Here is a 12,828-nt window from a genome sequence, read left to right as displayed (position 1 = left end):
GCATAAAGATATGAACCGGCAGAGCAGAATTTTCTGCTCTGCCATGCCTTCCGAAAACAGGAAAGGATTAAGCCATGCCATTCATGTCTCTGAATTTCCTCAGCAAAAGCGGGCTACAGCTTTGCGTGTCCGCTTTTAGCATTCTGGCTCTGTCCACCATCTCAACACCGCAGGCAGAAGCCGCGGTTCGTAAAAATGTCAGCGAATATGCAGGGCAGCGCTGCAATCCGCCTCCGCGTGGCAGCGGTGTTATTGTCGGCATTTTTCAGGGGCTTGGCGAAAGCGCTTTTGTCAGCAGCGACTATCCGGAAGTGATCAGCCGCTATCGCTGTTTTTCCTCGCTGGAAGAATGCAAAGGCTGGCTGTACACAATGCAAAGTCTCTATAGCGCAGGCCTGCCCCGCGCAGCCAAATGCCTGAAACGCTGAAAACCGCGCTATATACACTGTGTTTACTGTGATGAAACAAAGCGGAATCTGCTGAAAACCCTTTAAATCCCGCTTTTTAGCCGCGACCGGTTACTTTGCCGTAACCTGCGGATTTTTACATGCCTTCTTGTCAGCGGCGCTTAGCTCCTTAATTTCCGTAACACCGATATCATCCCTCCGGTGAAGGAAAAACCATGACATTCTTAAAAACAGCAACACAATTTCTGAGCAAAGCAGCTTTTGCGGCAACAATCGCAACCTCCGCCCTCTCCGTATCCTCTGCCCATGCGCAGGAAAATAAAGCACTGAACTGGCAATTCTTTCAGGCAGATGAAAATGGCTTTCTCCGCACACCCGTTCTGCTGACCGGCGAAAAAGAAGCGGTTCTGCTGGATGGCGGCTTCACACTTTCAGACGGCAAAGCTCTCGCAGAGAAAATCAAGGAAAGCGGCAAAACACTGACAACAATCTATGTGAGCCAGAGCGACCCTGATTATTATTTCAGCCTCGGCCCAGTCAAAACCGCGTTTCCCGATGCAAAAGTGATTGCAGCACCGGCGACGGTTGAAGCCATTAAAGGCAATGTGGAAGGTAAACTGAAAGTCTGGGGTCCGCAGCTGAAAGAAAACGGCCCGCAGACGCTGGCTGATGTGGTGATGCCTGAGGCTTCAGACGTCAAAGAGCTGTATCTGGAAGGTAAAAAAATCGAGATCATTGATGCGGAGAATATGCCGAACCGCCGTTATCTCTGGGTACCTTCTCTGAAGGCTGTTTTCGGCGGCGTTCTGGTCACTGCCGGTGAACATGTATGGCTTGCTGATACACCAAAAGCAGAACAGCGTCAGGCATGGATCAAAACCCTTGATGCCATTGCGGCACGCAATCCTGAAATTGTCCTACCTGCCCATATGAGCGCCGGTTCAAAAACCGATATTTCTGCGGTTACCTTCACCAAAGACTATCTGGTGGCTTTTGAGGAAGAACAGGCCAAAGCCAAAAACAGTGAAGAACTGATTGCAGCTATGAAAAAACGCTATCCTGATCTGGGTGGCATATCCAGCCTTGAGCTAGGTGCCAAAGTCATTAAGGGCGAAATGGAGTGGGAATAATCCGTCTCCCATCTCTGAAATATAAAAGCACCGGAAATTCCGGTGCTTTTCTTTTAAACCATTCTGCAGGAGCAGATCAGCCAAGATCATAGAGTGAGCGGGCAAACCCGGCCAGCCCCTTCTCTTCCAGCTTTTTCAGCGACATACGGAATGTAACACGCACAATTCCCGGATGACGGCCGATTTCGATCGCACCAAGCATTGTTGCACGGTTCATAATTTCAGGAACCGTAACATCAAAAAGATCCGCCGCACGTTTCAGGCCGTTCTCTGTCGCTTCATTCAGCGTAGCCCCGCTGCCGATCACGGTAATCGGCGCATCCCGCTCTATTGCTGTTACGCCATTGGTCTTGCCCAGCGCCTCGGCACGCTGCCGCTCAATGGTATTTAAAGAACGAGCCAGATAAGGCACATCCTCAGCCACAGGAAACAGCAGGGGCCCGTCAATCGCCAGTCCTTTGATAACATGCACCTCGAGTGTGACCACGCCGGCGACATCGCAGGTATGACCGGCAATTTCCCCGTCACCCTGCAATGCATGCATATCGCCCAGATAGACACCGCCGCCCGGCACTTTCACCGGACAAATCAGTATCGCCCCTTGTCGTACAGAATTTACATCAAGATGGCCGTCAGTTTTGTTGCGCGCCAATTCATCCGGTGTCAGTGCATATTTATGCGGCGCATTGAGCAAAAACGAACCGAAATCACCGGCATTATGGGAATCAGGCATCGCTTTTGAAGGTGTTGTTCCCAACTGCCCGAGGAAAGGCCGCAGACGTGTGGCAACTCCGACCAGATCAGCGGGAGCAAAAGTCATAACCGGATTTTGAATGGATGTATCCGGCAGCGCCATAATCTTTGCCGCATCCGGTGCCATGGCCTCGGCTCTGGCTTTTCCGACAGTTACACCAATGCTGCGCTCGTCATCAAAGACAATTGTATAACCGTTTTCAATCTTAAACGGCGTGGCATCGGCTCCGCATTTGTCACAACGGATAGCGCTCTGGCCGATGCCTTCAATATGGGTGTCTGGCCATTCCGTACCACATTCCGCACAAACAGCAGCACAGAACGGATCACCATTATTGCGACCTGTCACCACACTGTCCGAACCGGAAGCCGTAGCACCAGATGTTACAACAAGTGAGCGGATGCGAATGGCAATAGCATCACCGATTTCAGCACCTTCAACAGCTACGGGCCGCGTTACCTCATGACCGCCGCGAATGGCGGGGGTAATCATAGGCCCCCAGCAACCGGGCGCAGTATTGGCGATAATCGTACCGCCATCAGCTACAGGCCCGAGCATAGCGCGCTCAGGGTCAAGAATACCATCGGTGAGTTCGGTTACATAGACTGTGCGACAGGCAGTGCTTTTCTGCCGGCTTTTATCATTTTGCATTCCTGCATCCTCCAGAAACGATGCGCTGTTCAGGCGAACAGACAGGCTTCACACTCTTCCGGATGCGGCAATTCCTTCTGTCCGACAGAAATATGCCGACCGGCACGATCATGCTAATGGACAACAACCCGTTTAAGTAATGACAAAGCTGTGAGGCAGAAACACGGTTAACCTATTGAGAAACATAACCATCTTTATGGGCAGGAATGGCTTTGAGATAAGCGGCAATTGCCTCGCGATCAGAAGCCTGAAGCTTTGAAGTATTGGCGATCACATCGGTCATTGAACCTCCCATCGAGTCAAAATCCGGTGTAAATCCGCTTTCCAGACCATAAGCAATGTCACCAGCGCTCCAGCCGGAAATGCCGCCCTCACCGCCTGTGATATTCGGCACGACACCGCGCTTTCCCTGACTGTCAGTTTCTGCCGAAACAGCACCGGCCAGCCATTGCGCTGTATCAGAACCACCAAATGCATTACGCGGCGTATGGCATTCGCCGCAATGCCCCATGGCTTCTACAAGATATTGCCCACGTTGCAGCTGCGCATCCGGATTATTCAACTGAACGGCAGGCGCATCATTCAGATAAAGCATTTTCCAGAGGCCAAGCCCGCGGCGCACATTGAACGGAAAGCCAAGCTCATGCGGTTTCGATGCTTCATCAGAAGCCGGCAGAGTTTTCATGAAGGCATAAAGATCCGCCACATCCTGCAATTTCATGCGGGTATAGGATGTATAAGGAAAGGACGGATAGAGATGTTCTCCGTTGCGCCCTGTACCTTCCAGCATAGCATCGGCAAACTCAGCCAATGTCCAGTCTTTGATACCGGCGGCAGACGGTGAAATATTCGGTGCAATGAAAGTCCCGAAATCAGTTTTCAGTTCATGACCGCCGGATAAAACCAGCTTGGCATCACCGGTTGCCCCCGGAGCCGCATGACATGAAGCACAGCCGCCTGCATAGAAAACCTGTTCGCCGTTTTTGACATCCCCTGCTGCCAGCTTGTCCAGCGCGGCGCGGTCAACATGCACAGGCTGCGTCAGAAACCAGAAAACACCGGCACCGGTAACAGCACAAAGCAAAGCAGCGGATATCAATTTACGTTTCATATCAAATTTTTACCCTGTTATAGCGCAAGGAATAATCTGCGCAGCGCCTGTAACATTTCCAATATGATTTCAGACTGAAAACATTGATCGCTTTAAGTGAACATGCATCCCGAAACAATTTTCGGGATGCATGTCAGGCTAAGCCTGTTATTTTTTGATGCGATAAGCCTGATGGCATGTGCCGCAGCTTGCACCGACATCTTTCATGCTAACACGGAGTGCATCAACATCCTGCGGCTTGGCATCCGCAGCGGCTGCAGTCGCTGTGCGGAATTTCTCAATTTCAACTTTAAAACCGGCTTCATCTTCCCAGATCTTAGGTGCAGCAGCAGTATCACCGCTTTCCGATCCCTTCGGGAACAGCTTTTCAGCATCCATCTTAATGGCATCTGCTTTCAGCTGCTCAAGCGCGGCCTGAACGGCTTCCGCTTCAAACGGCTTGTCGCCTTTCATAATTGGTCCCAGCACACCCATTGAGCGGCCAACATCTTTCATCAACGCCTGACGGTCAGTCACAGGTGACGCTGAAGCCGCAGTTGTCATCATGAATAAAGCAGAAAAAATTGCCAAAGATTTTTGCATGAACAGCGTCCTTTAATCGCAAATATGAGCTTTTTGAATATTGCCAGCACAACACTCAATTTAGAATGATTATAGTAATGCGATTTAGAATATCTATAAAAACGTCAGTTCATCAGATTAATTTTTTGTAACAATAAAAAAGCCTCCCGAAGGAGGCTTTTCATCAGGCCGAATTATTAAGCTTTTTCGTAAAGCTCAAGCACATAATCCCAGTTGATCATGCTGTCGACGAAAGCTTCCAGATATTTCGGACGCGCATTGCGGTAGTCGATGTAGTAGGAATGTTCCCATACGTCGACGCCGAGAATTGGTGTCGCGCCGTGTACCAGCGGGTTTTCGCCGTTTGGTGTTTTGGAAATTTCCAGCTTGCCGTCTTTGACCGACAACCATGCCCAGCCCGAACCGAACTGACCGGAGCCGGCAGCGATGAAATCTTCACGGAACTTGTCGTAACCGCCGAGATCGGATTTGATTGCAGCTTCCAGCTTAGCAGGCAGCTTGTTGCCGCCGCCGTTTTTCTTCATCCATTTCCAGAAGTGGATATGGTTGTAATGCTGGCCGGCATTGTTGAAGAGCGCCTGATTTTTGCCGTAGCTTTCTTTAACGACGTCTTCAAGGCTCTTGCCTTCCAGACCCGAACCTTCAAGCAGTTTGTTGCCATTGGTTACATAGGCCTGATGATGCTTGTCATGGTGAAACTCGAGAGTTTCACGGGACATATAAGGGGTAAGCGCATCATAGTCATAAGGCAGAGCAGGCAATTCAAAAGCCATGGTGTTTCTCCTCTTGGTGTGGGCGGCTTCAAGTTTCCGCCACCCAAATTCTTCATGCCTGTATTACATAGGCCGACACAGGCACGCGGGCAATGCAGAGAACGCCGGTTCTGTGAAAAATCACGGAAATTTTAAGTTATTATCACATGAGACTGTGGGTAATCGCTCAATCAAAGCTGCAATAAAACCAAACGATTACATGAAAACCGTTTTTTACCACAACGGCAGCAGCTCAAGAACACATCTTTGAATGTTGCTGCACTGTATAATTCATGATCCCCATAGTAATAACATAACATTTCCTGTTGCAAGACAGCAACAGATATATAAGCATGTGTGTAATCTTAAAAATTCATAAGTTCTTAGCCATATTGTGGCAATTTTTGACCAGCTTTATGAAGGAATGCTCTGCCGGAATCCTCACCATATTTTCACACAGCGTAATTCTCAGGCAGATCCACCTTTCCGGCCGTCAGGCCATTATACCGTTCCGTTTGCTGCCCTTTGCGACACGGATTGAACGGCTCTGTCGGGTCGTGCCTGAATATGTGCTCTCGCGGATTTAACCGCTGTATGTATCAGGTACACACTCATAATTTAAAAACGTTCTGAAAAGACTGGTTTAAATATGGAAAAATCTTTATCCCGCCGCTCTTTTATGTCGGCGCTGTCGGTCACAGCCGCTGCCGGTCTGGCAGGTTGTACGCAGATCAGCCGTAATATACCGGTGATCGACATGACCGGCGGTCCGGCTCCGGTCGCTCCGCCTGTCAATAACAGCGTCGCAACCGGCCCTTATGCAAGCATGTATGCGGCGGTTGAAGACGAAGGCTATTCAATTCCTGCTGTGCCGTTTCAGAAAATTGACCCTAAATATTACCGCCAGCTCGTTCAGGATCCGACAGGTGAAATGCCGGGAACAGTGATTGTCGACACCGCAAACCGCTTTCTCTATCTGGTTCTGCAGGATGGCCAGGCACTGCGTTATGGCGTGGGTATCGGCCGTGCGGGCTTTTCATGGTCCGGCCGCGCACTTATTCAATGGAAGCGTAAATGGCCGCGCTGGACTCCGCCGGATGATATGATCGGCCGTCAGCCGGAGCTGGAAAAATACAGTGCCCGCAATGGCGGTATGGCACCGGGACTGACCAATCCGCTTGGCGCACGCGCCCTTTATATCTTTAAGGATGGTGTTGATACGCTTTATCGTATCCACGGTAATCCGGAATGGTGGTCGATCGGTAAAGCCGTGTCTTCCGGCTGTGTTCGCATGGTCAATCAGGACGTGATTGATCTCTATGACCGCGTACCGAATAAAACACCAATTCTGGTTTTGTGATTCTTTTATCCGATAACCTTTCCTCAAAGCCGGACTGTATTGCAGTCCGGCTTTTTTATTATTCATTTTAAATTTGACATAATTTCAAATTTAGACTTTAAATCTAATTATGACTCATAATCAAACATCATCGCCCGATTATCTGACTATGGCCACACCGATTGCCATGGCACTCAATGCCTTGCTCTACCCCCATGCAGAGATTGTGTTGCACAATCTGGCAACAGGTAAAATTGCTGCAATCTGGAACAGTTTTTCCGGACGTAAAAGCGGTGATCTCTCAATGCTGGACGATGATCCGGCAAGCTACGCGGCAGAAGCCATACTCGGCCCTTACGAGAAGACCGGTGACAGCGGGCAGAAACTCAAATCCGTCACAGCAATTTTGCGCGATACTCAGGGCAAGGCAGATGCTCTGCTCTGCATTAATCTTGATGTGTCTCATTTGGACGCGGCACAACGCATGTTATCTGCCTTCATCACTCCGCAGCTGAACCGGCCTGATGCCTTATTTGCCCGTGATCCGCGCGAACAAATCAGCTTTGCCTTTCACCAATGGTTACAAAAACAGCAACTTGCTGTTTCAGCTCTCAAAAAAGCAGACAAGATCGCCCTTGTTGCCGCTCTTGAAGAGCACGGACTCTTTGAAACGCGCTATGCGGCAGAGCATCTGGCCGCCCTGATGGGAAGCTCAAGAGCAACCATCTATAATTATCTGAACGAAATACGCGATCAAAAAACCTCATAAAATTCAGCATTATATCGGAGGGAACCTATGGCTATATTACCGGATTTCCGGCTGGAAACACATTTCTCACGCTGGGAGTTTAAAGCGCGCTACCACATGACAGCCAGCGACGCAGAAACCATGCGCATGTCTGATTTGCTGGTGCTGGCAGATGATACAGATCGCGAAGCATGGGAAAAACTCACCCTCGGCTATACCGAAACATGGGGCAAACCTGTTCTGCGCGAGACAATCGCTTCCACCTATCAAGGGCTGACCAGCGACGATATTCTGTGCTTTGCCGGTGCCGAAGAAGGCCTTTACTGCGCTATGCTGGCATTACTCGGGTCTGACGACCATGCGATTATCACCGTGCCCAACTACCAGTCGATGGAGACACTGCCTGTCTCTCTGTGTAAACAGGTTTCCGGCGTGCCGCTTCGTGCGGAAAACAACTGGGGGCTGGATATTGAAGATGTCAAAAAAGCCCTGCGCCCGAATACCCGCCTGATCGCGGTCAATTTCCCGAATAATCCGACCGGTACGATTGCAGATCAAAAAACATTCACGGCACTGGTTGAACTTTGCAAAGAGCGGGATATTCACCTGTTCAGCGATGAGGTCTATCGCGGACTGGAGCGCGACCCAGCAAAACAACTGCCGCAAGCTGCCGAACTTTTCGATAAGGGCATTTCACTCAATGTGATGTCTAAAGCCTATGGCCTGCCGGGCTTACGTATAGGCTGGATTGCCTGTCGTGACCATGACCTTCTGGCGCGGATGGAGAAGATGAAACATTATCTTTCCATCAGTAATTCTGCACCAAGTGAAATCCTTGCCGTCATTGCACTGAAAGCCCGTGATCAGATTATCAGCCGCAACCGCACTTTATGCAGTGAAAACCTGCAATTACTAGGCACGTTTTTCAATGAATATCCGCATCTCTATCAATGGCAGGCACCGGATGGCGGTTGTGTCGGCTTTGCCCGCTATCTGGGAAAAGACAGCACTGATGAGCATTGCCGTCATCTGGTTGAAGAAGCAGGTGTTCTGCTGCTGTCATCTTCGCTCTTTGCCTCCGGATTATTGCCGGTAGCAACCGACCGCTTTCGCGTTGGTTTCGGACGCAAGAATATCAGCGCGGGTCTTGATGCCTGGCGCACATATTTACAAGCACATCAATAAGCTTAAAACAGGCATTGTTTTCAAGACATCGCATGGAAAGGATTGCGTTATGACTGCCAGAGATAATGACACAATCCGTTTTTATGCCAGTGAAGCTGAGACCTATGCATCCCGCGGGCGGGAACCGGCAGTTCTTCAGCTTGATAACTTTCTGGAGCGCCTGCCTGCGGGTGCTTCCATTCTGGAACTGGGTTGCGGCGGTGGTCAGGACAGCAGTTATATGCTGGAACGCGGTTTTGATGTGCATCCGACCGACGGCACACCGGAAATTGCTGCGGAAGCTGCCAGGCGCCTCAACCATCCGGTCAGTGTTTTGCTGTTTGAAGATATTGATGCACAGGCACAGTATCACGGTGTTTTCGCAAATGCGTGTTTGCTGCATGTTCCGCGTGCCGCACTGCCTGCGATAATCGGCAATATCCATACAGCATTAAAACCTTCCGGCATATTCTATGCCAGTTTCAAAGCCGGAGAAGCGGAAGGCCGGGATCGTTTTGGCCGGTTTTACAACTATCCGTCGGCTGAATGGTTGACAGAGCTCTATGCACAGTTTGGCTGGCGCCGGATTGAGATCACGGAAATGACCGGCAGCGGCTATGATAATGAGCCAACCGACTGGCTGCATGTGTCCGCAGAAAAATAAGATCATATGAGAATACGCCCTGCTTCATCAGCAGGGCGTATTCTTTATCAGCGTTTGAAACCGCCCAGAATACCGCGAACAATGGCACGGCCGAGCGAATTGCTCACAGTCCGCACCACGCTTTTCACTGCGGTTTCCGCAACGGTCTGACGACTGCCGCGTTTGCCGCCGCCCAATGTGGATGACAGATAATCTGTCCAGCTGCCGCTATCCTGCTCCGCCTGCTGCTGCTCAGTTGAAGCGACTTTTTCCTGCGCGCGTTTTTGCAAAATTTCAAAGGCAGATTCACGATCAATTGCACGGTCATACTGACCGGCAACCGGACTGGCTGCGATTAGTTTCGCCCGCTCATCCGCTGTCAAAGGCCCGATCCGCGATGCAGGCGGACGCATCAAAGTGCGCTGCACCATGGAAGGGATACCTTTTGCCTGCAAGGTCGAGACCAGCGTCTCACCGGTAGACAGTAATGTAATCGCTTTGAATGTATCAAAATCCGGATTAGGCCGGAATGTATCCGCAGCGGTTTTAACCGCCGCTGTCTCGCGCGGCGTATAGGCACGCAACGCATGCTGCACGCGGTTACCGAGTTGCGCCAGCACAACTTCCGGCACGTCCAGCGGATTCTGTGTCACAAAATAAACGCCCACGCCTTTGGAGCGGATCAGGCGCACAACCTGCTGAATACGATCCAGCAGAGCCTTTGGCGCTTCATCAAACAACAAATGTGCCTCGTCAAAGAAGAACACAAGACGCGGCTTCTCCGGATCTCCAACCTCAGGCAATTGCTCAAACAGCTCCGACATCAGCCAGAGCAGAAATGTAGAGTACAGCCGCGGATTCATCATCAGCTTGTCAGCAGCCAACACACTGACAAGGCCGCGCCCGTCTGTTGTTGTACGCATCAGATCAGAAATGCTCAGTGCAGGTTCGCCAAAGAAGAACGTGCCGCCCTGCTGCTCCAGCACCAGCAGCGAGCGCTGAATTGCACCGACCGATGCCTTGTTGATATTGCCATATTGGATGGAAAGTTCAGGCGCGCGCTCGGCCACATGAGTCAGCAGAGACTGCAAATCTTTCATATCAAGGAGCAGAAGCCCCTCCTCATCCGCCACACGGAAAGCAATATTCAGCACGCCTTCCTGCGCATCCGTCAGGTTCATCAGACGTGCAAGCAGCAAAGGCCCCATTTCCGAAATCGTAGCACGGATCGGATGTCCCTGCTCGCCGAAAATATCCCAGAAAATTACCGGCGTGGCATGCATTTCATAAGGATCAAGGTGAATCTCTTCTGCACGTTTTACCGAGAAATCGTTTTTCTCGCCAACGGCCGCAATACCGGACAAATCGCCTTTAATATCCGCACAGAAAACCGGCACACCGGCAGCGGAAAAAGCCTCAGCCATAACCTGAAGGCTCACGGTTTTACCGGTACCGGTAGCGCCCGTCACAAGCCCGTGCCGGTTGGCATATTTCAATGCCAGTTCTTCCGGTTGCTGGTAACTATTATCCGGTTTACGACTGGCACCCAGAAAAATGCTTCCTTCAGCAGGCATCGACATACTCCTCATCCGTTCATTTTCACGCCGAATAATCTGAGCCACGGCACAGATCATTATAATCTATAATCATCCTGTAACATCAGAACAATATTCTGCCACCTGTTCACGGGCTATTTCCTGCCTGCTCATTGCATTTTATGGTACACCGGCATCAGAGCAGGCTTGATTTCATCACCGCAGAGTGCTTATTACGTAAACGTCAATTTTTGGGAGACTATCATGGAAGAGCTGATTTCACGTATTACCAATAATGTTGGTGTTGATGGCGCAACAGCAGAAAAAGCTGTCGGCCTGATCCTTGCCTTTCTCGAAAAAGAAGGCCCGCAGGATAAAGTCGGCGCGCTGATCGCCGGTATTCCGGGCGCACAGGAACTGATTGCCTCGGCAGATAAAGGCGGCTTCCTCTCCAATATGATGGGCGGCGTTATGGGCCTTGGCTCCAAGCTGATGGGTGCTGGTCTCGGTATGGGTGAAATCACCGGCGTAGCGAAAGAAACCATTGCTTTTGCGAAAGAAAAAGCCGGCGCACAGACAGTTGATGATGTTGTGAACTCTATTCCGGGTCTCGGCCAGTTTATCTGAGGCCATTACCTCAGCAAAAAGCCCCTCTTTCGAGGGGCTTTTTTATTTACTCACTGTCGGCCTGCACATGCAGAGCGCGCCCTGCTCCCCAGCCGTTCCATGCCGCCACAACACCGATAGCCACAAACAGCATGGCACTGGCTGTGTAAGTTCCGGTCAGATCATGGATAATGCCGATCAGCAGCGGCACAACCGATGCAATCATATAACCGACAAATTGCACCATGCCGGACAGATGTGAAGCCACACGCGGATTTGGCGAGCGCAGCACGATTTCAGTCATAGCCGCAGCAATCAGTCCGCCAAGACCGATTCCTTGCAGAACTGCCCAATACCAGACCGACCAGAGCGGCATAAACAACATGGCCAGCATAGCGATAGTCGCAAAGGCAATCAGTATCACATTCAAAAGGCTCTGATTGCGTGAACGCACCGCAATTGTCGGCACAATCAGACAGGCAATCAGCTGCATGCCAATGGAGACGGAAACCACAGCACCAGCCGTAATACCGTCCAACCCGCGCTCACGCAGGATCGGTGACAACCAGCCGAACACAGTGAAAGCCAGCGATGACTGCAAGCCCATGAAGAAGGTCAGCTGCCACGCGATCTTATCACGCCATAATCCGGTTACCTTGCTTTTATTGGCCGCACGCTGATGCTTCACACGCCAAGTCAGCACACCCCAGAGCACACCGACAATCAGTGCCGGAACCGCCCACAGGCTCAGTGCCTGCTGCCATGAGTTATCAAGTGCCCTGTAAACGGGCAACGTCACCGCAGCGGCAATTGCCGCACCACCACTCAGCGCCATCGTATAAAAACCGGTCAGCAAAGCTGCTTTGTCAGGAAAATCACGCTTCACAATACCGGGCAGCAACACATTACAGGTTGCAATACAGGCTCCTGCCAGCACTGTACCGGCAAACATCAATGTAACCGGACCGGTGCCACGCAGGAATGTACCAAAGGCCAACAACAACACTGCCAGCAACAATGTACGCTCCATGCCGATACGCTCACCAAATTTAGGAGCTAAAGGTGCAAAGAACCCCAGACAAAAAACCGGTAAAGTCGTTAACAATCCTGCAGTTAAAGAGCTGATACCTGTCGAAGCAATAATTTCAGGCAGAAGTGCTGAAAAACTTGAGAATAACGGACGCAGATTCAGGGCAATCAGCACCAGACACAGGCCTGCAAGAAAACGATAAACCGGCGTCATGCTGTGACGGGCAGATGATGCCGGCTTAGACTGAACGGACTCTGATATTGCTGTTTCAGTTATCGTATTCAGATTACCTTCAGCCAGCAGCGGCTCGCCCGTAACAGACATGAAATTACTATTCCTGTTTTTCTTCAGAGCATCGTGCATTCATTCACACGCA

13 protein-coding genes are annotated in these 12,828 nt (G+C 50.7%); 7 read left to right on the top strand and 6 right to left on the bottom strand.

Going from position 1 to position 12,828, the window contains the following annotated elements; translation table 11 throughout:
* Positions 1–83 precede the first annotated feature (83 nt).
* Both HBA93_RS02570 and HBA93_RS02565 read left to right on the top strand, forming a co-directional pair.
* Entirely contained in the window at positions 84–428 is a 345-nt protein-coding gene (locus HBA93_RS02570) for a hypothetical protein (protein ID WP_502910021.1), read from the top strand.
* 194 nt (positions 429–622) lie between these two features.
* Positions 623–1,537, top strand: coding sequence for an MBL fold metallo-hydrolase (locus tag HBA93_RS02565; RefSeq protein ID WP_221722241.1), 915 nt, complete (start codon positions 623–625; stop codon positions 1,535–1,537).
* 76 nt (positions 1,538–1,613) lie between these two features.
* On the opposite strand, the gene HBA93_RS02560 is transcribed toward HBA93_RS02565, so the two are convergent.
* The 4 genes from HBA93_RS02560 to HBA93_RS02545 all read right to left on the bottom strand — a co-directional run bounded on the left by HBA93_RS02560 (position 1,614) and on the right by HBA93_RS02545 (position 5,408).
* A complete protein-coding gene (locus HBA93_RS02560) occupies positions 1,614–2,942 on the bottom strand; it encodes an acetamidase/formamidase family protein (RefSeq protein WP_221722240.1) in 1,329 nt (442 codons plus the stop codon).
* Positions 2,943–3,114: 172 nt separating this feature from the next.
* The gene (locus HBA93_RS02555) at positions 3,115–4,053 is read right to left on the bottom strand and encodes a cytochrome c (RefSeq protein WP_121991733.1); all 939 of its coding nucleotides are present in this window, start codon (positions 4,051–4,053) and stop codon (positions 3,115–3,117) included.
* 147 nt (positions 4,054–4,200) lie between these two features.
* Positions 4,201–4,635, bottom strand: coding sequence for a c-type cytochrome (locus tag HBA93_RS02550; RefSeq protein WP_121991734.1), 435 nt, complete (start codon positions 4,633–4,635; stop codon positions 4,201–4,203).
* 176 nt (positions 4,636–4,811) lie between these two features.
* Positions 4,812–5,408, bottom strand: coding sequence for a superoxide dismutase (locus HBA93_RS02545; protein WP_221722239.1), 597 nt, complete (start codon positions 5,406–5,408; stop codon positions 4,812–4,814).
* Positions 5,409–6,036: 628 nt separating this feature from the next.
* On the opposite strand from HBA93_RS02545, the gene HBA93_RS02540 reads away from it, so the two are divergent.
* From HBA93_RS02540 to HBA93_RS02525, 4 genes are all read left to right on the top strand, one after another.
* Positions 6,037–6,747: a L,D-transpeptidase gene (locus HBA93_RS02540; RefSeq protein WP_121991735.1), complete on the top strand. Its 711-nt coding sequence runs from the start codon at positions 6,037–6,039 to the stop codon at positions 6,745–6,747.
* A 109-nt stretch (positions 6,748–6,856) separates the two neighbouring features.
* Positions 6,857–7,495 carry a helix-turn-helix transcriptional regulator gene (locus HBA93_RS02535; RefSeq protein WP_286201713.1) on the top strand — a complete coding sequence of 213 codons (639 nt, stop codon included), beginning with the start codon at positions 6,857–6,859 and terminating at the stop codon, positions 7,493–7,495.
* A gap of 27 nt (positions 7,496–7,522) precedes the next feature.
* Positions 7,523–8,659, top strand: a complete 1,137-nt coding sequence (locus HBA93_RS02530) for an aminotransferase class I/II-fold pyridoxal phosphate-dependent enzyme (protein ID WP_221722238.1) — start codon at positions 7,523–7,525, stop codon at positions 8,657–8,659.
* A gap of 49 nt (positions 8,660–8,708) precedes the next feature.
* Positions 8,709–9,302, top strand: coding sequence for a class I SAM-dependent methyltransferase (locus HBA93_RS02525; RefSeq protein WP_221722237.1), 594 nt, complete (start codon positions 8,709–8,711; stop codon positions 9,300–9,302).
* Between the two features lie 47 nt (positions 9,303–9,349).
* Here HBA93_RS02525 and HBA93_RS02520 read toward each other — a convergent pair whose 3' ends face one another.
* On the bottom strand, positions 9,350–10,855 hold the full coding sequence (locus HBA93_RS02520; protein WP_121991881.1) for a helicase HerA-like C-terminal domain-containing protein: 1,506 nt from the start codon (positions 10,853–10,855) through the stop codon (positions 9,350–9,352).
* A gap of 225 nt (positions 10,856–11,080) precedes the next feature.
* On the opposite strand from HBA93_RS02520, the gene HBA93_RS02515 reads away from it, so the two are divergent.
* Positions 11,081–11,443, top strand: coding sequence for a DUF2267 domain-containing protein (locus tag HBA93_RS02515; protein WP_121991882.1), 363 nt, complete (start codon positions 11,081–11,083; stop codon positions 11,441–11,443).
* Positions 11,444–11,489: 46 nt separating this feature from the next.
* On the opposite strand, the gene HBA93_RS02510 is transcribed toward HBA93_RS02515, so the two are convergent.
* Complete coding sequence (locus HBA93_RS02510) at positions 11,490–12,776, bottom strand: CynX/NimT family MFS transporter (RefSeq protein WP_286201712.1); 1,287 nt, start codon at positions 12,774–12,776, stop codon at positions 11,490–11,492.
* Positions 12,777–12,828 lie beyond the last annotated feature (52 nt).

Origin of the sequence: Ochrobactrum sp. SFR4, from assembly GCF_019730395.1 — a bacterium.
GTDB lineage: Bacteria > Pseudomonadota > Alphaproteobacteria > Rhizobiales > Rhizobiaceae > Pseudochrobactrum.
The sequence above is the reverse complement of the archived record's forward strand: the minus strand, read 5'-3'. Positions and strand labels throughout refer to the sequence as shown.

Bases quoted from the DNA above. Each gene is read 5' to 3' on its own strand.
- HBA93_RS02570 (WP_502910021.1), top strand. From the start codon at position 84: ATGTCTCTGAATTTCCTCAGCAAAAGCGGGCTACAGCTTTGCGTGTCC.
- HBA93_RS02565 (WP_221722241.1), top strand. From the start codon at position 623: ATGACATTCTTAAAAACAGCAACACAATTTCTGAGCAAAGCAGCTTTT.
- HBA93_RS02560 (WP_221722240.1), bottom strand. From the start codon at position 2,942: ATGCAAAATGATAAAAGCCGGCAGAAAAGCACTGCCTGTCGCACAGTC.
- HBA93_RS02555 (WP_121991733.1), bottom strand. From the start codon at position 4,053: ATGAAACGTAAATTGATATCCGCTGCTTTGCTTTGTGCTGTTACCGGT.
- HBA93_RS02550 (WP_121991734.1), bottom strand. From the start codon at position 4,635: ATGCAAAAATCTTTGGCAATTTTTTCTGCTTTATTCATGATGACAACT.
- HBA93_RS02545 (WP_221722239.1), bottom strand. From the start codon at position 5,408: ATGGCTTTTGAATTGCCTGCTCTGCCTTATGACTATGATGCGCTTACC.
- HBA93_RS02540 (WP_121991735.1), top strand. From the start codon at position 6,037: ATGGAAAAATCTTTATCCCGCCGCTCTTTTATGTCGGCGCTGTCGGTC.
- HBA93_RS02535 (WP_286201713.1), top strand. From the start codon at position 6,857: ATGACTCATAATCAAACATCATCGCCCGATTATCTGACTATGGCCACA.
- HBA93_RS02530 (WP_221722238.1), top strand. From the start codon at position 7,523: ATGGCTATATTACCGGATTTCCGGCTGGAAACACATTTCTCACGCTGG.
- HBA93_RS02525 (WP_221722237.1), top strand. From the start codon at position 8,709: ATGACTGCCAGAGATAATGACACAATCCGTTTTTATGCCAGTGAAGCT.
- HBA93_RS02520 (WP_121991881.1), bottom strand. From the start codon at position 10,855: ATGCCTGCTGAAGGAAGCATTTTTCTGGGTGCCAGTCGTAAACCGGAT.
- HBA93_RS02515 (WP_121991882.1), top strand. From the start codon at position 11,081: ATGGAAGAGCTGATTTCACGTATTACCAATAATGTTGGTGTTGATGGC.
- HBA93_RS02510 (WP_286201712.1), bottom strand. From the start codon at position 12,776: ATGTCTGTTACGGGCGAGCCGCTGCTGGCTGAAGGTAATCTGAATACG.